This window comes from Thermostichus sp. MS-CIW-37 (assembly GCF_054060065.1).
Genome location: NZ_JBSSCV010000014.1, coordinates 59,259 through 79,485 on the forward strand (window position 1 = coordinate 59,259; position 20,227 = coordinate 79,485).

The 20,227-nt window shown below is 56.7% G+C and carries 18 protein-coding genes; 2 read left to right on the plus strand and 16 right to left on the minus strand.

All coding sequences use genetic code 11. From position 1 onward, the window contains the following. Window positions 1-28 precede the first annotated feature (28 nt). The 8 genes from ACVWYZ_RS08140 to cobM all read right to left on the minus strand — a co-directional run bounded on the left by ACVWYZ_RS08140 (window position 29) and on the right by cobM (window position 7,022). The gene (locus ACVWYZ_RS08140; RefSeq protein ID WP_011432020.1) at window positions 29-235 is read right to left on the minus strand and encodes a hypothetical protein; all 207 of its coding nucleotides are present in this window, start codon (window positions 233-235) and stop codon (window positions 29-31) included. Window positions 236-404: 169 nt separating this feature from the next. Continuing rightward, a complete protein-coding gene (locus ACVWYZ_RS08145) occupies window positions 405-782 on the minus strand; it encodes a response regulator (protein ID WP_457466744.1) in 378 nt (125 codons plus the stop codon). Further along, window positions 779-1,156, minus strand: coding sequence for a response regulator (locus tag ACVWYZ_RS08150; protein WP_414357168.1), 378 nt, complete (start codon window positions 1,154-1,156; stop codon window positions 779-781). Before ACVWYZ_RS08150 ends, ACVWYZ_RS08145 begins: the two co-directional genes overlap by 4 nt. Before the next feature lie 98 nt (window positions 1,157-1,254). Beyond that, window positions 1,255-1,737, minus strand: coding sequence for a Fe-S cluster assembly sulfur transfer protein SufU (sufU, locus tag ACVWYZ_RS08155; protein WP_414399405.1), 483 nt, complete (start codon window positions 1,735-1,737; stop codon window positions 1,255-1,257). Between the two features lie 167 nt (window positions 1,738-1,904). Beyond that, entirely contained in the window at window positions 1,905-3,083 is a 1,179-nt protein-coding gene (locus tag ACVWYZ_RS08160) for an NAD(P)/FAD-dependent oxidoreductase (protein WP_457466745.1), read from the minus strand. Then, complete coding sequence (locus ACVWYZ_RS08165; protein WP_457466746.1) at window positions 3,080-3,907, minus strand: sulfurtransferase; 828 nt, start codon at window positions 3,905-3,907, stop codon at window positions 3,080-3,082. Before ACVWYZ_RS08165 ends, ACVWYZ_RS08160 begins: the two co-directional genes overlap by 4 nt. A 38-nt stretch (window positions 3,908-3,945) precedes the next feature. Beyond that, on the minus strand, window positions 3,946-6,027 hold the full coding sequence (locus tag ACVWYZ_RS08170; RefSeq protein WP_457466747.1) for a tetratricopeptide repeat protein: 2,082 nt from the start codon (window positions 6,025-6,027) through the stop codon (window positions 3,946-3,948). Between the two features lie 188 nt (window positions 6,028-6,215). Continuing rightward, entirely contained in the window at window positions 6,216-7,022 is an 807-nt protein-coding gene (gene cobM / locus ACVWYZ_RS08175) for a precorrin-4 C(11)-methyltransferase (protein WP_457466748.1), read from the minus strand. A 763-nt stretch (window positions 7,023-7,785) separates the two neighbouring features. On the opposite strand from cobM, the gene ACVWYZ_RS08180 reads away from it, so the two are divergent. Further along, window positions 7,786-8,145 carry a DUF559 domain-containing protein gene (locus tag ACVWYZ_RS08180; RefSeq protein WP_148202775.1) on the plus strand — a complete coding sequence of 120 codons (360 nt, stop codon included), beginning with the start codon at window positions 7,786-7,788 and terminating at the stop codon, window positions 8,143-8,145. 40 nt (window positions 8,146-8,185) lie between these two features. On the opposite strand, the gene ispD is transcribed toward ACVWYZ_RS08180, so the two are convergent. From ispD to ACVWYZ_RS08205, 5 genes are all read right to left on the minus strand, one after another. After that, window positions 8,186-8,893 (minus strand): 2-C-methyl-D-erythritol 4-phosphate cytidylyltransferase, encoded by a 708-nt coding sequence (ispD, locus tag ACVWYZ_RS08185; protein WP_457466758.1) that lies wholly within the window; start codon window positions 8,891-8,893, stop codon window positions 8,186-8,188. Window positions 8,894-8,938: 45 nt separating this feature from the next. Further along, entirely contained in the window at window positions 8,939-10,309 is a 1,371-nt protein-coding gene (locus tag ACVWYZ_RS08190) for an ammonium transporter (RefSeq protein WP_457466749.1), read from the minus strand. A 314-nt stretch (window positions 10,310-10,623) separates the two neighbouring features. After that, window positions 10,624-12,036: an ammonium transporter gene (locus ACVWYZ_RS08195; RefSeq protein WP_457466750.1), complete on the minus strand. Its 1,413-nt coding sequence runs from the start codon at window positions 12,034-12,036 to the stop codon at window positions 10,624-10,626. Between the two features lie 154 nt (window positions 12,037-12,190). Then, entirely contained in the window at window positions 12,191-12,529 is a 339-nt protein-coding gene (locus ACVWYZ_RS08200; protein WP_011430352.1) for a P-II family nitrogen regulator, read from the minus strand. A gap of 150 nt (window positions 12,530-12,679) precedes the next feature. After that, window positions 12,680-14,095: an IctB family putative bicarbonate transporter gene (locus ACVWYZ_RS08205; protein ID WP_457466751.1), complete on the minus strand. Its 1,416-nt coding sequence runs from the start codon at window positions 14,093-14,095 to the stop codon at window positions 12,680-12,682. A 943-nt stretch (window positions 14,096-15,038) separates the two neighbouring features. Here ACVWYZ_RS08205 and holA point away from each other — a divergent pair. Continuing rightward, window positions 15,039-16,106 (plus strand): DNA polymerase III subunit delta, encoded by a 1,068-nt coding sequence (gene holA / locus ACVWYZ_RS08210; protein ID WP_457466752.1) that lies wholly within the window; start codon window positions 15,039-15,041, stop codon window positions 16,104-16,106. A gap of 64 nt (window positions 16,107-16,170) precedes the next feature. Here holA and ACVWYZ_RS08215 read toward each other — a convergent pair whose 3' ends face one another. The 3 genes from ACVWYZ_RS08215 to ACVWYZ_RS08225 all read right to left on the minus strand — a co-directional run bounded on the left by ACVWYZ_RS08215 (window position 16,171) and on the right by ACVWYZ_RS08225 (window position 19,708). Continuing rightward, a complete protein-coding gene (locus ACVWYZ_RS08215; protein ID WP_457466753.1) occupies window positions 16,171-16,773 on the minus strand; it encodes a cytochrome c oxidase subunit 3 in 603 nt (200 codons plus the stop codon). A gap of 146 nt (window positions 16,774-16,919) precedes the next feature. Then, the gene (ctaD, locus tag ACVWYZ_RS08220; RefSeq protein WP_457466754.1) at window positions 16,920-18,626 is read right to left on the minus strand and encodes a cytochrome c oxidase subunit I; all 1,707 of its coding nucleotides are present in this window, start codon (window positions 18,624-18,626) and stop codon (window positions 16,920-16,922) included. A gap of 77 nt (window positions 18,627-18,703) precedes the next feature. Beyond that, window positions 18,704-19,708 carry a cytochrome c oxidase subunit II gene (locus tag ACVWYZ_RS08225; protein WP_457466755.1) on the minus strand — a complete coding sequence of 335 codons (1,005 nt, stop codon included), beginning with the start codon at window positions 19,706-19,708 and terminating at the stop codon, window positions 18,704-18,706. Window positions 19,709-20,227 lie beyond the last annotated feature (519 nt).

The following is a 20,227-nucleotide window of genomic DNA, read 5'->3' on the forward strand; positions in this document are numbered from 1 at the left end:
TTGAGAGATGGTTTTTGAAGGGAGAAGACTATCTTTGCCAAGAGGTGAGGTAGCGCTGCTCGATGTCCTGCAGGGAAAGATGGGAAGCCCTGGGCCGCGGCTCATTCACGGAGGAGACATCGTTCTGCCACTTGAGGGATACTCCCAGCAGTGCTCCCAAAGAGAAGCTCTCGCTCAATAGGGCTGCTATGCGGTAAGTACGGTAGTCCAGGGTTAGATCTTCACTGACTTGCATCTGTGTTTCCTCCGTATTTCTAACGTTCATGCCCCTATCATAGCCTCGAGATCAGTGGAAGTACAGAGAAACATCGAGGATTTGCGTAGGCAATTTGTACGTTTCTTCTACGCGATTTGGCGGATATCGGTGGGATCCCAGGGGTCTTTGGGGCAGGTTCAGGGTTGAGTCAGGGATCCCAGCCCAGCAGAGCACAGATGTCCGCAGCCAGGGTGGCCGCGTTGAAGGGTTTGCCGATGAGGCCATTGGCTCCAAGCTGAGCAAGAGAGGCATCCTGGGGATCCCGGACTTTGGCGGTTAGAAGGATCACGGGGATCCTTTGGGTTTCCGGCAAAGCTCGTAAATGGGCCAAGGTGGTGGGGCCATCCATCCCCGGCATCGTCACATCCAGCAGGATGGCCTCGGGTTGCTCTCGGATAGCGATTTGGATCCCTTCTGGGCCGGATCCCGCCGTTAAGATCTGCCAGCCGACCAAGTTTTCCAGGATCAGTTGGGTCATTTCCCAAATATCGGGTTCGTCGTCGATGATCAGCAGACGATGGGTCATGTTGTTTCAGCCAAGAGTTGGTGTACCCGTTCTTGGAGTTCTGTCGGACTGATGCGCCCTTTGACGTAGATTTCGGTAACTTGAGATTGCCAGCGGATACGCTCTGGGTGCTCCACATCGCGGGCCGTGTAGATCAAGACGGGAATGGGCTTGGCGGGAGGATTCCTGTTCAGCCAATCCAGCAGGGCAAACCCCTCGTCGCCAACCAGTTCCAAATCCAGAATGATGAGATCCGGTCGTGAGGCTTGGCAGTGACTGATGGCACCGGGAACCGAAGCAACCACCACAAACTCTGTATTCTCTCGCTCCAGCAACAGGCTGAGAACATAAGCAAGACTGGGATCATCCTCAACGATCAACACCTGCTGCGACATCGTTTGCTCCTGGGCAGAGCTGGGAAACCAACAATCTGCGCAAGCCTTGAAAGGCTTTTGCCCAGGGTAGCGAGGGAGAAGGGTAAAACTGGGGAAAGTTAGTCGGTGTTTTCGTTGCTCACAAAAGCCGACCCATCAGCCTGGGGTTCGGGGGATTCCAGCGCGTATTTGAGTGCATGCCAGGCCAGGTTGGCGCATTTGATGCGTACCGGGAATTGGGCTACCCCTTTCATGGCGTTCAAAGCCCGTTGCTCCCGCGGGAACTCTTCGCCACCGCGCATCATGGCTTGGAAACGCTCCACCAACTGCAGAGCTTCGGGGATGGTGCGCCCCCGCACCGCATCCGCCATGAGATCGGCAGAGGCCAGGGCAATGGCACAGCCTGCCCCCTCGAATTTGATATCGACAATCCGCTCCTGGCTGGGATCCAGTTGCAAGGTGAGGTCGATGGTGTCGCCGCAGGAGGGGTTGTGGCCGCGCTGGTGGCGGTGGACGGGATCCACTCTGCCGAAGTTGTGGGGCTTTTTGTACCGCTCCAGAATGACTTGCTGATAGAGTCCGCGCAGGTTATCTAGAGGCATTGTTGCTCCTGGTTGGTCGCTGCTCTGGCCGGTCGGCAAAAGTCGATCCGCTCATAGCCCATTGCCGCCGGGAATAGCCATAGTTCTCAGATATTCAGGATTTGGGAAGCGAGCCCGACCTGGCCCATCTGGTTTTGATCTTAACCCCGTTCTTGGTAGAGCTTGAGTCAGTAGAAAAACTCCTGCCAGCGCAGGGGCTTAAGTTTGCGCATGTACAGCCAATCAAAAAAGTTCTTCAGCACCGTGGCTGCATAGCCGCGCCAGACCAGCCTGCCTTTCTCGGCAACGGCAACGCGGTTCCCCACCGTTACACAAACAAAAACCGTGGCCTGTGGTCGGTAGGGGATCAGAGGTTGGCCGCGGATGAGCCGCAGCAGGTTTTGGGCTGCAATTGGCCCCTGGCGCACCGCGTACACGCCGATCTTGGGCAAGAGGCGGGATCTCCAAACAAAGTCAGCGCAGTCCCCCACCGCCAAGATGTGCTCTGAGCCTTGCACCCGCAGGTATTGATCCACAAGCAGGGATCCCGTCGGCCCTGTCGGCAAGCCGCAGGTGCTCAACCAGGCCGGCGCCTGGAAGCCACCTGCCCACAGGCGGGTCTGAGCTATCAACTCGGTGCCATCCGAGAGCCACACCTGCTCCGGCCCAAAGGCTTTCACCTGACATCCGGCCCAGATTTCCACCCCCAGACGGCGGATTTCCCTTTCCACGGCCCGGCGGAAGGGTTCCGAGAAGCCCTCGACCAGATGGGCCTGGCGATGGATCAGGATCAGCCGGGCTTGAGCTAAGGGGATCCCTGTTTTTGCGCTCATCTGCCGACAAAGATCGTAGAGTTCCCCCATCAGCTCTGTGCCGGTACAGCCTCCTCCCGCTACCACAAAGGTCAGCAGGCCCGGCGTCCGATCCCCCTGGGCTGCCCGTTGCCAGCACTGCCGGATCCAGGTTTGGGCGGCCACCAATTGTTCTGCCGGTCGAATGGTAAAGGCATGTTGGATCCCATCGATGGGGCGCAACTCCCGGCCCACATTCACCAACAGATAGTCGTAGGCAAGAGTTTGGATCCCGGCTTCACTCTCCAGGGTCAGGGTTCGAGCTTCGGGTTGGATGTGGGTGACTCGCCCCGGCAAAAACTGGGCGCCGTTGGCTTGAATATGCTCCAGCAAAGGGATCCGCACCAGCTCTAGAGAAAACCGACCGCTCAGCAGCCGTGTGGACATGCCTGAATTAACACTGTAGGGATAGGGGTTGATGGCGATCACCCGTGCCTGCCCTTTGAGCGCCCGCAAGGCGTCGATGGCTCCATAGCCACATCCGGCCAAGATTACGGTGGGCAGGGATCCCCTCATGGCTGGAGCGGGAACCGCTGGGGATCCCCGGCTGCCCATTCCAGGATGGAGCCGGAATAACTTTTGGCTTGCCGGCCCAAGTGGGTCAAAACCACCGTGAGCCAAGCGGCGCGAACCCCGGCTGTGCAGTAGGCAACGATCTCGGCTTCCGGAGGGATCCCGGCTTTTTGCAGGCGGGCGTGAATTGCAGCGGGCGGCAACAGGGATCCCGCCGCATCCATCAGCTCCTTGTAGTAGAGATGCACAGCGCCGGGGATGTGTCCACCGCGCGCCTCACCATAGGGGGTGGCTCCCTTGTATTCTTGGGCTTCGCGACTGTCGAGGATGGCCACACGGTCGGAGCCAAGGCTGGCCCGCAGAGTGTCCCGGTCGATCTCCCACCGGTCGGTTCGCTGCACTACAAAGTCGCCCCGTTGCAGTTCGTCGGCGCTTTGTCGGGCTGTGGTCGGCACTCCCTCATTCACCAGGGCCGGATAGCCCCCGTCCACCATGACTGCCTGGGGATGACCCAAGCTGCGCAACATCCAAACCATCCGGCCATCTTCTCCCCAGCCCCGCAGCGGATCGGCCACCACCACCACCGGACGCTCTCGAAACACGCCAATGCCTTGCAGCTTTTCGGTGAGGAGGGCGTCATCTGCCAACAGCTTGCCGCTGTTTGCAGCCTCTGGTTGAGCAAACTCTGTCCAATTCACCGGAATTGAACCCTTCAGGATCCCGTCGGCTTGCAATTCCGCACTGCGTGCATCCAGAAGCGTTGCCCCTTGTTGGATGAGCTGGATGGCGGTTGCAGGGCTGACCACCCAACCTGGCGTTGGTGTCATGGGTTGAGAGAACCTTAACTGGAAGATCCTATCCCACCTTACGGGACGAGTAGGTCGGTATGCGCTTCTTCCGTTTGTTTGGAGAGAAGCCGTTGCAGGCTCACTCTGGCTTCGGAGAAGTTGGGAGCGATTTCCAAAGCCGAGCGAAAGTGTTCAATGGCCTGCTCCAGCTTGCCTTGGCGGGCAAGGATGGATCCCAGACGATAGTGAGCTGCTCCATAGCTGCCATTGCTGCGAATGGCCCGTCGATAGCTGGCCTCCGCCGAGGTTAGATCCCCCTTGATGCGCGCCACTTCGCCCAGGCCAAAGTGAGCTTCCGGCAACTCTGAATCTCCTTCGAGGGCCTGTTCAAACTGCTGCATAGCCTGCTGCAACTGTTGGGGCTGGATGAACTTGCGCCCAGAGGCATCCCGTTGTTTGGGCCCCAAGTAGGCTAGGCCAATGGCGGCCATCGCTGCGTGCAGATCGGGGGCCAGCTCCAAAGCCCGCCGGTAGTTCTTGATGGCTTCGCTGTATTGCTCTTGGCCTGCCAACACCAGACCCAAACCGTAGTAGGCGCGAGCCTGCTGTCTTTTGAACTGGCCATTGAAGATCACCTGGCTGAACTCCTGGCTGGCTTGAGCCAGATGGCCTGCATGTACCATTGCCAAACCCAGATCCACCCGCACAGCGGCTGCCAACTCAGGAGCGAGATCCAGGTTGAGAGCAGTTCGGAAGGCTGCTATTGCCGCTTTTAACTGACCTTTGCGCATCAGCGCTTGTCCCATCACGGCGTGGGCCAGGCCCAGGCGATCATTCAACTCCAAAGCAGCCCAACAGGAATCGATGGCCTCGTCCCATTGCCCCAGCTTGAGGCGAATTTGAGCAACGCAAAGATGGGCCTCGCTGAAGTGGGGATCCAGCCCCAGGGCCTTTTGTTGCTGAGCTAACGCTTCTGCCCAGTTGCCCTTCTCTGCCCAGGCTTGGCCGAGCAGGCTGAAGATCTCGGCTTGAGCGGATCCCTGGGTGAGGGGCAGCGCTTCGGGCAAATGGATCAAGACTTCATCCGGCTGATGCTGGGCCAACCACTGCCGCGCCAGGGCCTTCAGGGTTTCCACCAGGTGGGTGTTGATGCCGCTCCAGTTCGGGTTCAGGCGTTTGGCCTGTTGGTAGTGGCTCAATGCCTCCTGCAGTCGGTTGGTTTTTGCCAACAGATGGGCCAGCTCAACGTGGGCCTCGACATGATTCGGCTGTTGCCGCACAGCCTCCTGAAACCGCTCCACTGCCTCAGGAATTGGATTGGCCTGTAAAAAGGACAGCCCTTCTGTAAAGGGATCCTGGGATCCCTCCCGCTCAAAGGTGTTGATGGCACGCCGGCCTTGCCAACCCAGCCAGCCCCCCCCTGCAGCCAAGATCAACAGCGGGATCCCCAGCCCCAGCGATCTGGCTCGGGCAGGAACATCGGCTTGCCCAAAAGAGCGCACCACCAACCCAGCCCCCACCAGGAGAGACAAAGCCAGGGCTCCCCCCAGGAAGGGCCGTAGGGTGGGTCTGTGTAACCATTGGCCAAGTGTCCGAACGTTGACCGGAACAGTGATAGGAAAACCGGAGCGAGCAGGTGTGGGCAGAGGGGTCGGGATCCCGTCTTGGGAAGGGGCATGGCCAACCGAGGCCTGGCTTGGAGCCGCTTCTGGCCAGCGCTCTTTCTGAATTTTGGGAACCGGTGCCCCCAGAGTTTTAACTTTGCGAAAATCGGAGTTGTGGTCGGGATCCACAACAGGTTTTTGGGCCTCCAGCACCTTGATCTCAGAAATCTTGGTGCCCGGTAATACAATCTGCGTGGCATCGGCACTGCTTTCCCCAGAGGACAAGTAGAAGACTTTTTTCCACTGCGGCTGTGTTTCCCCCTGAAGCCGACCGTACACCACCAGTTGGCTAACTCCCTGCACAGGCAAGCCCCCCAATTGGCTGGCAACTCGATGCAACACCATAGAGCGGCTAAACATCCCCTGCCGTGGGAGATCCACCATGAGGTAAAGGACATCTTGCTTCAGGGCCGAACGGGTTGGCAGGGGGGCCAGGGCCTTCTGCAGAGCCTTGATCAGGGTTTCCACGCTGCGAGCAGCAGATGAGCCAGCCATAAAGTTAGAGTTCGCAAAGTTAAGTTAGAGAGTGAAAAAATGGTCTTGTAACAACTCCAATCCAAGAGGGCTCCACTTCTCTCGGCAAAAACGAGTACCCCCTCGCCAGAAGTCCAGGCCTCTGACTTCATCTCGCTGCCTCATTGTGCTCAATCTGCCGGAGTCCGTCAATATACTGAAAGAGCCTGTTACAAACGGGGCTGCCGGCCCATTCTGGGACGGAAGAGGTGGGTGTGGTCAGGGCTGTAGAGCCGCGAGCGGGCAGATCTGGAGCTTGACAAGCCTTTCAAGGCAGGGCTGACGAGATAGAGCACTGTGCGTTCTAAGCCGGCTTGCCGGGTGAGGGCGGCCATCTCGGCCAGGGATCCCAGCCAGATCTGTTCGTCCGGCCAACCCAAGCGATAACAAACGGCAACCGGGGTATCGGCGGGGTAGTGAGCCAGCAGATCTGCCTGCGCTTGTTCTACGTGGCGGGCGCTCAGATATAGACACAAAGAGGCGCGGTGGGCTGCCAGACTGGCCAGGGCTTCTGCTTCCGGTACCTGGGTGCGACCGCTGGCGCGGGTGAGGATAATCGTCTGTACCAACTTGGGTATGGTCAACTCCACCTGCAAACGGGCGGCTGCCAATTGAAAGGCGCTTACTCCCGGCACGATCTCAAAAGGGATTCCTGCCTCCGCCAGCCGGATCAGCAGCTCGTGTAAAGCGCCGTAAAGGCAGGGATCCCCATCCTGCAGCCGCACCACCCGCAGCCCCTCTTCCACCCGTTGGATCATTTGTGCCACCAGCGTTTCCAGTGTGAAGGAGCGCGTGTCGATGGCCTCAACCCCAGGGCGACAGTGCTGGAGCAGTCCCTTCGGCACCAGAGATCCCGCATAAAACACCACATCGGCTTCCGCCAGCAGTCTTTGCCCCCGCAGGGTAATCAGCTCGGGATCCCCAGGGCCGGCGCCGACAATGTGGACGGGCCAATAGGGCACAGTCTGTTCGCTCATTCGGTCTCTTCCTACCCCAGCAGCGTGCATCCTAGCAGCAGGGAACCACTTCAGAGAGGATAGAGCTAATCACTCCGTCCATGAGGGGATTCGAAGGTCTCTTTTTTTGAAGATCCCTTTTCTAAAGTCTTTACAAACAAGTCTTGACAAATAAGAAGAGTATCAATCAGCTTAGAGTACAGACTTTGGAACTGCGCTTCAATGGCGATGCCGACATCTGGGTTTGGAGACCACAGCCCGCTGACGCGAGCAAAGCGGTTAATCACTCTGAACCTCTGGCAAAGCCCTAGGGTAGCCTTGAAAGCTGTCAGGGTCAAGAAAATGACTTTAGACCTAAATCTCTCGGTAAAGCGCAACGAAGTGCAATGCGAGACTTCTAGAAAGCTCACCTGAAAGCTCAAGCTAAGAACACGGAAGTCCAAGGTAGGCATTTGTATTCGATCTTAAGGTACGTTCGGAAAGACTATTATCCCTACGTTGTTTTACCCCAGCCGATTGCTCTCCTCCTGAGGGGGCCAGATCTCCCACCTCGCCCGCCGGAGCCTGAGCCGCCGCAGATGCCTGCCCGTCCGCTGGAGCCGGAGCCGCCACAGATGCCGGAGCGCCCAACGGAACCTGAACTACCTCGAATGCAGGAACGCCCTGTTAGGCCAAATCTACCCGAGCTACCCCAGCCTTTGATGGGCAAGCTGCAATCGGCATGGGCAACTGGTGCTGGTGCATAGAGCAGTCTAGTGTCCGGTGCTATACCCCTGATATCGCAATGCAGGTATCTAGAGATGGAAAAAGATCACTCGTTTTACTCATTGACATTGAAATTGATGAGCCATGGTTTCTTGAAGGTAATCTGTGTAGGCCAGCCCATACTGTGAATGATCCTAAGCAAAGTAAGCGTGATGCTTATCTAGCGGATAGAGGCTGGGTTGTAGTTCGGTTCTCAGAACGGCAAGTTTATGAAGAAAGTGAAAAGTGCATTAATCTCATCTTTTGCTTGGTCTCAGGTGTCTTGGGTGCATTAGATTCTAAACAGCCAGACTTATCATTTTCATTTCCAACGGACCACAAGAGATGGGGTGATCAAAGTGCTCTTAGTGAACCTAGATTTCCTCCTTCCTACTTTTAATTCCCAAGGTTGAGACTGGCCCTACCGGGATTGAATTGAGCTAACGCGCTGGTCCGAGACGCTGCTGCAGGATTTGTGCGGCCAGCAACACATCCAGGGGGGTGGTTAGCTTCAGATTGGATTCCTCCCCTTCGACGATGTAGACTGGCCAACCCAGCTTCTCGAATAGGGCTGCATCATCGGTTACCTGCCAACCCTGGTCCAGAGCCTCCCGATGGGCTTGCCATAGCATCGACAGGCGAAACCCCTGCGGCGTTTGCGCTGCCCACAGCCGGCTGCGTTCTGGGGTTGACTGAATTTGGATCCCTTTTGGGCCTGCCTCAGCGACTTTAATCGTGTCCTTGACAGGGATCCCCGCGATGAGACCATCCACCTGCTGCAGAGCGGCACTGCAGCGATCGAACAACTCAGGGGTAGCCAGGCAGCGGGCCCCATCGTGAATCAGCACCCGTTCCACCGTCCCCCACCCATAGAGATACTCAACCCCCTTGCAAACCGACTCCTGCCGCGTCGCCCCCCCTTGTAAAAGCTGCACCGGAGTGGACAGATCCATTGCCGCCAGGATCTGCTCGATGGCTGGCCAATCGCCGGGTTGGGAGAGAATGCCGATCCACTCGATGGAGCTGGCTCGATCCGCAGCCTGCAACGTCCAAGCCAAAATCGGCTGACCTAAGAGCGGCAGCAACAGCTTATTGACCGCAGCTCCCATTCGCTTGCCGCTGCCAGCCGCCGGGATCAGAAGGTGCATGGGATCCAAAAGTGCATCCAACCGGATCCCAGTGTACTGCTCAACTCAACCTTCCAACTCTCCCGAAGCAGTGACAAAGTCAGGGTAGGCAATGTTGCCGTGCTCGCCAATATCCAAGCCGGCCAACTCTTCTTCTGCCGAGACGCGCAGACCGATGGTGCCCTTCAAAATCAAAAACAAAGCCAGACAACAGATAAAAGACCATCCTCCCAGGGCAATAACCCCCAGAATCTGTACCGGCAACACCGCCCAAGTCACCCCCGCTTCCGCATGGGCAAACCACGGGATCCCTGCAGCAATGACCCCCCAAGCGCCGCACACCCCATGTACCGACACCGCCCCCACCGGGTCATCCACCTTCAAGGTGCCCTCGATAAACAGCACCGACAACACCACCAACACCCCGGCCACCGAGCCGATAAGGATTGCCCCCAAAGGATGAACAGTGTTGCAAGGAGCAGTAATGCCCACCAGCCCCGCCAGTGTCCCATTGGCTGCAAACGTCATGTCCGGCTTGGTAAAAATGGCCCAGGAAGTACAGAGAGCGCCGATGGCTCCTGCCGCCCCGGCCAAATAGGTATTGAAAGCAATCCAGCCAATATCAGGAATCGCTGCCGTTGTAGAGCCGGCATTAAAGCCAATCCAGCCCAGCCACAGGATCAACGCCCCCAACATGCCCAAGGGTAAGCTATGCCCGGGAATAGCCCGCGGCTCCCCATTGGGACCATACTTGCCCAAGCGCGGCCCCAACACCAAAGTTCCCGCAAAAGCTGCAGCCCCACCCACCAAGTGCACCACCCCCGACCCGGCAAAGTCAATGTAGCCCAGGTTTTCCAGCCAGCCGGCTGTACCACCGTTGTAGTCGGCAAACAGGCCATTCCAGGCCCAGCCCCCGGAAATCGGGTAGATCGCCCCAGAGATGACGATGGAGTAAATCAAATAAGCCAAAAAGCGGGTGCGTTCCGCCATTGCCCCGGAGACAATGGTGGCAGCGGTGGCGGCAAACACCAGTTGGAAACAGAAGAACGTGAAAGGCCAAGCATCGTTTTGACTGCCGGCTTCAGCTCCCTGTTGCCAGTTGAAAAAAAACCAGTTGGTGCCCAAAAAACCGGCCATATGGGATCCGAACATCAGCCCAAACCCCAAAAACCAAAAAGCGCAGGCCCCGAAGCAGAAGTCCATCAGGTTCTTCAGGACAATGTTGGTAGCATTTTTAGCCCGCGTGAAGCCCGCCTCCACCATGGCAAAGCCCGCCTGCATGAAAAACACCAGCGCCCCGGCCACCGTTGTCCAGACGATGTCGGCATGGTATTGCTGAGTTTTCAGTAAGGTTTGTAGCTCAGCCCAAGCCTCGGGTGGGAGAGCCTGTTCCAGAGCCGTGAGATCCATCTGGGCCAGAGCAGGCGGGGCAACCAAACTTCCCAACCCCAGCAAAGCTCCAACCCCCAGCAGGACTTTCCCCCCTGTCCTCAAACCCAAAAGGATCCCCTGCCGAAGACGAGAGAAAACAGTCTCACCTATCTGACTTTTCATCTCGATTCCAAGTCCCACACCTCGATTTTGAGCTATTTCTCCCCTCCTACCCGTAACCACCTACACCAATGCCACCAAATACATCAACAAGCCATAAAAGAGAGGGCCAGCCCTGACCCTCCCTTTTGATGCTCATTTGATGCTCAGTTCAGCAATGCTCCGATCCGGCAACCCCAAGTCAGACCGAGCACAACGGCTCAAGATTGCTCCGAATCGGTGGCAGCAGTAACGAAGTCGGGGTAGGCCACGTTGCCATGCTCGCCCACATCCAAACCGGCGATCTCTTCCTCGGCGCTGGTGCGCAGGCCGGTTACAGCCTTGAGGATATAGAACAGGATCAAGCAGGTAATAAAGGGCCAGAGGAAGTAGGCCAGAGCGCCCACCACTTGTACCCCAAATTGGGCCCAGGTGACCTCTTCAGCATAGTTGGCATTGGCAAAGAAGGGGATCCCTGCTGCCAACACCCCCCAGATACCACAGGTGCCGTGTACCGAAATCGCGCCCACCGGGTCATCAATTTTCAGCACCGTATCCAGGATCACCACCGAAATCACCACCAGAATCCCGGCCACCGAGCCGATGATCAGAGCACCCAAAGGATGGACGCTATCGCAAGGGGCAGTGATCCCCACCAAGCCGGCCAGGACACCGTTGGCGGCAAAGGTCATATCCGGCTTGCCAAAATGAACCCAAGAGGTGAACATCGCCCCAATTGCTCCAGCCGAAGCTGCCAGCAGCGTATTCATGGCAATCCAGCCAATATCGACAGAGGCTGCAGTGGTGGAACCGGCATTAAACCCGATCCAGCCCAAGGCGAGGATAAACACCCCCAACATCCCCAGCGGCAGGTTGTGGCCAGGGATCGCCCGCGGCTCTCCATTAGGGCCGTACTTGCCAATGCGAGGGCCGAGCACAATGGCGCCTGCCAAGGCCGCAGCGCCGCCTACCAAATGCACCACCCCCGATCCAGCGAAATCAATGTAGCCCAGATTTTCCAGCCAGCCGGCTGTGCCGCCGTTGTAGTCGCCGAACAGCCCGTTCCAGGCCCAACCCCCAGAGATGGGGTAGATTAGCCCAGAAATAACGATGGAGTAGATCAAGTAGGCCAAGAACTTGGTGCGCTCTGCCATCGCTCCGGAAACAATGGTGGCGGCGGTAGCGGCAAACACCATCTGGAAGACAAAGAAAGTAAAGGGCCAGCCATCTGCCTCGTAAGCCTGCTGCCAGCCAAAAGCAAACCAGTCAGTGCCGAAGAAGCCAGTACTTTTGCCGAACATGAGGCCAAACCCGATGAACCAGAAGGCGCAACAGCCCATGCAGAAGTCCATCAAGTTCTTCATCATGATGTTGGCGGCATTCTTGGCGCGGGTAAAGCCCGTCTCTACCATGGCGAACCCCGCCTGCATGAAGAACACCAAGGCTGCTGCCACGATCGTCCAAACAACGTCAGCGTGTTTCTGAACTGCCTCGGCCTCTTGAGCAAAGGCAGTTCCCTGGCCGAATAGAAAGACCAGCGCAGCCATTAGAGCAGCAGTCAGACTCCACCTGGCCGGTCGCCAGAGCCACTGGGGCACCTGGCTCTTGAGCTTTTGGATCATTGTCGTACTCATGCTTTTCGACTCACCTAAAGTGACAGTACTTCTCGCAACACATTACCCGAAAAGTAGGGCAAGAACACCTCATCAGATATACAGCAAAAGAGACATGAAGCAAACTCACACGAGGCTCAGGCCGGGCAACCCAAACCCTGAACGTGATCCCTTCTCATAGGGCATCTTGGTTGAGCTCGCCAGTTCGAATGCGGATGGTTTTTTCGACGGGGCTGATGAAAATCTTGCCATCCCCGATTTCACCGGTGCGAGCCGCTGCAATCAGCTTCTCCACCACCGTATCCACCAGGTCATCTTCAACCACGATCTCCACTTTCAGCTTTTGTAGGAACTCTACCGTGTACTCGGATCCCCGATAACGCTCGGTTTGTCCCTTTTGCCGGCCAAAACCCCGTACTTCACTTACAGTCATGCCGACAATTCCGGCATTGACCAAAGCAATTTTGACCTCATCCAACTTGAATGGCCGGATTACGGCCTCGATTTTTTTCATTTGCCTCCTGCACCCCGGACAATTCCGCTAATTTCTAACACTACTGACACCTGCAAATTGTAAAAACAGATACATTTTTATCTCCTACTGAAGATGCTTACCACTCTGGATTTGCTCCCGTCAAGACCGGAAGGCCAAGCTTAAGCTACCTTAACGGGAGGAAGTCCCCACTGGCGTCTCACCAGCATCTGTAAGCGGCTGAGGGCTGAGAGAGGCCAAGCTGGCTGTAATAAGCGCTACCGCAAGCCACCACAGCATTTGTACCTGGGGACGATACCAGATGGTATCCACCAAGCCGTGGGCCATCATGCCGGTGCAAGCGGCCAAGCCTGCTGCCACCCATAGACCCTGCGGATCCCGCAAGTTGAGCAAAGTTTTCCAGCATCTCCAGCCGTGATCCCAGAGCACCAAGAGGAACCAGGCGAAAGTTAAGGAGCCGATGAAGCCAGTCTCTACGGTGAGCTGCAGAGGCACCGAATAGGCTCCAAGGGCGCTGAAGTTGCCTCGTTGGTAAAGGGGGTAGACGCGGTTAAAGGCGACATTGCCGGGGCCGATCCCCAAGATGGGAAAGTCGCGGATCATGTCCAAGACCGCCGCCCAGACGTTGATCCGAAAGTTGTTGCTGGTGTCTAGCCGCCCCCAAAAAAGGCTCTGCACCCGCAGCCGCAGAGGGCGTACCGTCAGGATTCCGAGCAACAAAGCGGCCCCCCCTCCACTCAACAGAACCGGCAAGGCCCAACGCCGCCAACGAGCCGGCAAATCGACAGAATGCCACTGTGCCAACAGCACGGCCATCAGGGTGAGCGTGGCCAGCCCCCCAATCCAGGCGCCACGACTGTAGGTGAGCAACAGGCAAATCAGGTTCACCGCCGTCGTAAACCCGGCCAGGAGTTTCGCCCCCCAACTGGGCCAAATCCAAGTGGCGGCCAGCCCCAGGGGAATGACCGGGATCAAGTAGCCCCCGTACAGATTTGGGTTGCGCAGATAGCTGTACACCCGCGTCAGACCTGCCAAGCCCGACTCCGGATCCACCCAGGTGGCCAGTTCCGCTGCCCCATATAAGTATTGCCGCAGGCCATGGATCCCCATCACCAAGCTGACCAAAAGCAGGGATCCCACAATCCCATCTCGGAATTGGGGTTTGCGCAGCAGACGATGCAACAACAGATAACCAGCCAGGTAGAGAGTCAACTTCAGCCAGCCATCCCGTGCTGCGTAGGCAACCGGAGAGAGAATCGTTGCCAAGGTGGCAATTCCCCAGAAAAGGACCAGGGGCAGATGCAGCGGCAGCCCAATCGGTGTTTCCACCAAAGTGCCCAGGCCCACCAGAGCGGCCATAGCCAGCAAAATCAGGCCCAGGATGCCGGTGGAGCTTTGTGCAGAGAAAATCCAGTAGAGCAGCACTAGCCCCAGGCCGATGCGGTCGGAAGTCTGCACCAATACGCTGCTTTTCCCCCAACTCTGCAGGGATCCCAATAGACGACCCAAAAGGCTTCCCTGCCACCAAGCCTTGATGGGAAAATCGCGCAGCAGAAAACCGTGCCACCGTTGCGTTGCTCGTTCCATAGTCCTCTGGGGCGTGTTGGGCCCAAATCCCCACACCTCAAGTCATCCTACTGGTTTCACCAGCGGGACAAAGCTTTAGTCTATATCCCCAGAGGCAAAGAGACAATGAAGAAGAGCGCAACTTCTTATCGCGCCAGCCGGACAAAGTACCCCTCAACAAAAACAAAGAACCGGCTGACTCACAAGACTCTACAAGACAAAAGGCATCGAAGAGTTATCAAAGTTGGGTTTTCAATCTTAAGAACAAGTCTCTGTAAAAAGCAAAGAAGAACAGCAGGAAAAACTACAAAAAGCTCTATCTCAATCTTCAATCAAATGTTGGATTGCCGCAATCGAAGATCTCCTGACCTACCACAGACCGATTCTCAAAAGATTCTTCAGGCCACACAGGCTAACACTTGACCTTGAGATCCTCTTTCACCTTCGGCATTAGGAGAAGGGATTTGATCGCCTAAGCGGGATCCAGACCAACCTTCCTTGGCTCTAACTGCGTTCTGGGAATTGGAGTTGGAATAGTGAATCTGAATACGAGTAGGACGGCCCAGACCCAGGGCGGATCCCATGCAACGGGCTAAGATTTGCACCTTAAACTCAAACTCGCCAATGCCATCCATAATCTTTAACCCTGCAGTCTCTGCTCCTAATTCAACTGTAGGAGAAGGTCTACGAAACCTCTTCAGTGGGAATACAGAACTTTTTGAGCTGCGGAGACTTCTGGATTATGAAAGTTATGTAAAGATACCTTTGTTTTCGCCAGACAGGGCGAGTACTTGACCTATTCTTAAACAACTTGAGTCAAGCTGGGCTCGGTATCTTCACTTGGACTGACTCCCTCCACCAAGTTGAGCAGGGATCCCAGCCAAACCGCTTAGACAAGGTGAGCTGGCTTACGCAAAATGGAGGAAGTAGGGGAAAAGCATCTCGTAAATCACTCGGTCGAAGCGTGCCCGTTTACCTGTACTGGGGAGATGACACCTATCGCCTGATGCAGGCGGTACAGCAGTTGCGGGATCAAGTGCTGGATCCCCACTGGGCAGCTTTTAACTACGATCGCCTGCCGCCGGAATCCACGGTTGCTGGGCTCAACCAAGCCATGACCCCGCCGCTGGGATCCAACGCCCGCTTGGTTTGGCTGGAAGAGACAACACTCACCCAACATTGCCCGGAAGATCTGTGGGAAGAAGTGGAGCGAACCTTGGCCCAGTTACCCCCTACCACCCATTTGCTCTTGACCACCAGCAGCAAACCGGATGGGCGCCTGAAATCCACCAAAATCCTCAAAAAAACGGCCATTGTCCGCGAGTTTTCCCAACTGGCCCCTTGGGATGAGGAGGGCATTCTCCAGCAGGTGCAGCGGGAAGCTGAACAACGGGATCTGGCCCTCAGCCCGGCAGCCGCCCAGAAATTGGCCGAGGCGGTGGGCAATGACTCCCGTCGCTTGGCGATGGAATTGGAAAAGCTGGCCCTGTTTACGGCAGGTCAACAGGATCCCATTTCTCCTGAACAAGTCGAGGCGTTAGTTCCCGCCAGCGCCTACAACAGCTTTCAATTGGCGGGATCCCTGCGCAAAGGGAATCTGGAACAAGCCCTACGCATCTTGACCCATCTGCTGGATCACAACGAGCCGGCCCTGAGGATTCTGGCGGTGCTGGTAGGCCAATTTCGCACCTGGCTATGGGTGCGGCTGCTGCTGGATCAGGGAGAACGGGATCCCAAAGTCATCGCCCAGAAAGCAGAAATCGGGAATCCCAATCGGGTTTACTTTCTGCAAAAAGAGGTGGGATCCCTCGAAAGCTCAGCTCTGCTAAGGGTGATGCAGCAACTTTTGCAACTGGAATACCAGCTCAAGCAAGGTCAGCCAGAGCGAGAGGTGTTTCAAGAGGCGCTGATCCAGATTGTGGCCTTTCTCCAGAAAGGCTCATCTTCCCGCAGCCGCTCTCAGACCTCAGCCGCCGCTCTTCTTGGGGAGAGGGGAACCATTGGCCCAGCGAGCCGCTCCACTGCCACTTGAGGTAACCATGGGGCAGAGCTGAAATGGCTCTACGGGTTGCTGCCAAAATGGCTTCGAGACAACCTCAGAGCAAATAGAGCAAGATAAACAACACGATCCAAACCCCATCCACAAAGTGCCAGTAGATCTCAGCAGCTTCGACGCCAAAATGATGTTGAGCGCTGTAGTGGCCGGGCTTAAAGGAGCGCCAGAGCACCGCCAAAATGAACAGCAACCCTGCCATCACGTGGAGACCATGAAACCCCGTTAAAACATAGAAGGTGCTGGCAAACAGGTTGGTGGTGAGGCCAAACTCCAGGTTGCTGTACTCATAGAGTTGACCCGCCAGGAAAACCGCCCCCATCAGGGCTGTGAGGGCAAACCACAGTCGCAGGCCCTTGACATCATTGGCCTTGATGGCCGACCCGGCTTTGTGAACGACAAAGCTGCTGGAGAGCAAAATCACCGTGTTGATCCCGGGCAAGAGCAATTCCCGCTCTGGGGTTCCCTCCGGGGGCCAGACAGGAGCGGTGAGGCTGTAGGCCAGGTAGGCCATGAAAAGCCCCAAAAATAGGCAGCCTTCTGCCACCAAAAACATCAAGATGCCGAAGACGCGATGATCCGGGTGCTCAGCGTGGGCCTGTGGGTGGCCAACCATCAGCGTTTCAGAGGCGAGGGATCCTTGCATATTCCTGTCCAAATCAAATCATCTCTCGCATTCCTGAGACTTCTTGGGATCGTCCAAGCGCTGGGGTTAGCCTGACCCAGATCCCAAGACTAAGACGGGAGTACCCGGTGAGCAGAGGATTAACTACCCACCGGGCAACCGACCTGCTAGGAAGAGGTAGGCTCCGCTTCTGCCAGCGCCAGCTCCCGCAAGGTTTGCAACTGAGCAGCAAAGTAGTCCAGCGTCTCCTTGCTGTGCAAGCCGTAGTCGTAGGGGCCAGTTAGCAGAATGGGATCCCCATAAAAGTTGTGATGGGGCGGGGGAGAAGAAGTTGTCCACTCCAGTGTCAGGGCCTGCCAAGGATTATCCCCAGCTTTTGGCCCGGCCACCCAAGAGTAGATGACGTTGACCAAAAAGGGCAGAGTGGAAAGGGCGAGCATAAAGGCGCCCACCGAGCTGATCCAGTTCAGATCGGCAAATTGCGGGTCGTATTGGGCAACGCGGCGGGGCATCCCCATCAGGCCCAGCTTGTGCATCGGCAGAAAGCAGATGTTGAAGCCGACGAAGGTCAGCACAAAATGTACCCGTCCCCAAAACTCATTCAACATGCGCCCCGTCATCTTGGGGAACCAGTGGTAGATGCCGGCATAGATCCCAAAGACGCTGCCCCCAAACAACACATAGTGCAGGTGGGCTACCACAAAGTAGGTGTCGTGAACGTGGATATCCAGAGGCACCGAGGCGAGGATAATCCCGCTCAAGCCGCCGATCACAAACATCGAGACAAAGCCCATGCCAAACAGCATGGCCGACCGGAAGTGGATCTTGCCGCCCCACAAAGTGGCCAGCCAGCTAAACACCTTGATCCCAGTGGGAACGGCAATGGCCATGGTGGCGATCATGAAGAACACCCGCATCCAGTCAGGGGTGCCGCTGGTGAACATGTGGTGAGCCCAGACGATCAACCCCAAAAAGCAGATGGCCAAGCTGGAGTAGGCGATGGCCTTGTAGGCAAAGATGGGCTTGCGGGCATGCACCGGCAAAATCTCCGAGATCATGCCAAAGACCGGCAAGATCATGATGTAAACCGCCGGGTGGGAGTAGAACCAGAACATGTGCTGGTAGACCACCGGATCCCCGCCGCCGCTGGGGTTAAAAAAGGCCGTGCCTGCCAAGAGGTCAAAGCTAAGCAAAATCAATGCACCGGCCAAAACCGGTGTTGCAATGAGGGTAAGAATAGATGCTGCCAGCATGGCCCAACAAAACAGGGGCATGTCTTCCATCTTCATGCCGGGCATGCGCATCTTCAGAATGGTGGTGATGAAGTTCACGGCTGCCAGGATGGAAGAGGTTCCTGCCAACAAAATGCTCAGGATCCAGAGTTCTTCCCCCACTTTGCCGCTGATCAAGCTGAGGGGGGGGTAGGAAGTCCAGCCGGCAGCCGGAGCCTCTATGAACAGGCTGGCCAAAAGCAGGATCCCTGTGGGCGGAACCAGCCAAAAGGCCACTGCATTCAGCTTGGGGAAGGCCATATCCCGCGCCCCGATCATCAGCGGTACTAGGTAGTTGCCAAAGCCCCCTGTCAGCGCCGGCACGATCCACAAGAAGATCATGATCGTGGCGTGCAGGGTAAAGGCACCGTTGTACCGCTCAAAGCCCAGAAAGTCCGCCTCTGGAGTAGCCAGCTCTGCCCGTACTGCCGTCGCCAGCGCCCCTCCCACCAAGTAGAAGAAAAAGGTGGTCACCAAGTACTGGATCCCGATGACCTTGTGATCGGTGGAAAAAGTAAAGAAGCGCCACCAAGGCTCAGCAGGAAGTTCAAGTTCAACCTTCGGTGCAGCAACAAGTCTCGGATTGTCTTGTAGCTGGGTCATTGCCAAAAAGCTCCCGTGTCGCGTCGGCGGAATGGTGTTCTCAAAAGCGCAGGCCAAAGGGGCGTCAGGGATCCCGGCTAGCCTGCGGAAGGAAGGGATCCAGAATGGGACTGGAGAGACTTCAAATCTGAGGGGGAGACGCCCAAACGCTGGTGGTGGACATGGGCAAAGGCAGACTCGGCCTCAGGGAAGCCTGGCCGAGGAGAGGGATGGACTGGCGAGAAATCTGAAACGAGGGCCAAGGTGCTGCCCTCGCCACGGGCGGCCAAAACTTGCTCCTGCTGCCAGCGCTCGAAGTCTTCCGGCGTATCCACAAACAATTGCCCTGCCATCACCCCATGATAGGGGCCGCACAGCTCTGCGCAGATGATGGGGTACTGCCCCAGTTGAGTGGGCACAAACTCCAGGTGGGTCTCTCGGCCCGGGATCACATCCTGCTTGAGGCGAAATTGCGGTACCCAGAAGGCATGGTTCACATCCAGAGCCGTCATATCCAAGCGCACCCGCTTGTTCAGAGGAAGGTGCAGCTCGCTGGCCACCAGGCCAGAATCCGGGTAGGTGAACATCCAAGCATATTGCATGCCCTGCACTTGAACGACCAGATCCGGCTGGCCCATTTCCTTCCCGGGTAGCACCGCAGGCGTGTAGGCGTAGCCGGGATCCCCCGCCTCAGCTTCGTGGGAAGACTCCATCGCCATGGCTGCGTGGATGTGCCCGCCGACATCAGCACCCCCGTAGATGGCCTGGTAAACATCCAAGCTGGCCAAGCCTAACCAAAGAATGATCACCGCCGGCACCGCCGTCCACACGATCTCCAACAGCACGTTGCCGTGACTGGGATCCCCGTCGCCTTTGTCGCCTCGCCGCTTGCGGTAGCGGACAATACAGTAGAGAAGTACACCCTGTACCACCAAAAAGATCCCTGTGGCAATGGTTATGGTGCTGTTAAAGAGGCTGTCGAACAAGGGGGCTGATTCGGCAGCAGATTCGGGAAGCAGATGGTGGTTTTGCCCGTACCAAAGGCTTGCCAGGGTCAGGAGAATCCCCATACCCACCAAGATGATGTTGCTAATCGCACTCACGACTGCTTTTCCCCAATACAGAGAGCATCTACCCTAGCAGACAATCCGCCCACAGCGTTTGCAGACTACGTTTTCTACTGTTGCCGTTTTTTGTTTTTGTTTACATTGCTTACAGGGCTTACAAAATTTTTGCCTATGGAGCCCGATCCGCTGTGCACGGACTTCCCACCGCTATCAAATACTAGTTCGCGGGGGAAAGAAAGTTGTGTAGACTTATGGATCTCTTCAGGATCTTCCTGGGTGAGCAGCGGCGAGACAGAGCTTTGGTTCCGAGATTTTCGGCAGACCTGCGCAAGGGCGGTACTGCACTGAAGGCCGGCTCTGGTTGAGGGCCATCTCTCCAAACAGAGGTTCTTGTTGCCCGCAGACTGAGGTAGGGTGGGATAACCCCGCAATTGGGCTGGTTTGGACAGGTTTTCTCTCTTTAACAAAGGAGGGGCGCGGGGAGCTATAAGTCCCGCGCTGTATGCAAAGCATCAGCGTCGGGATACATGGACTCCCCGCACTTGTCGATTCTCT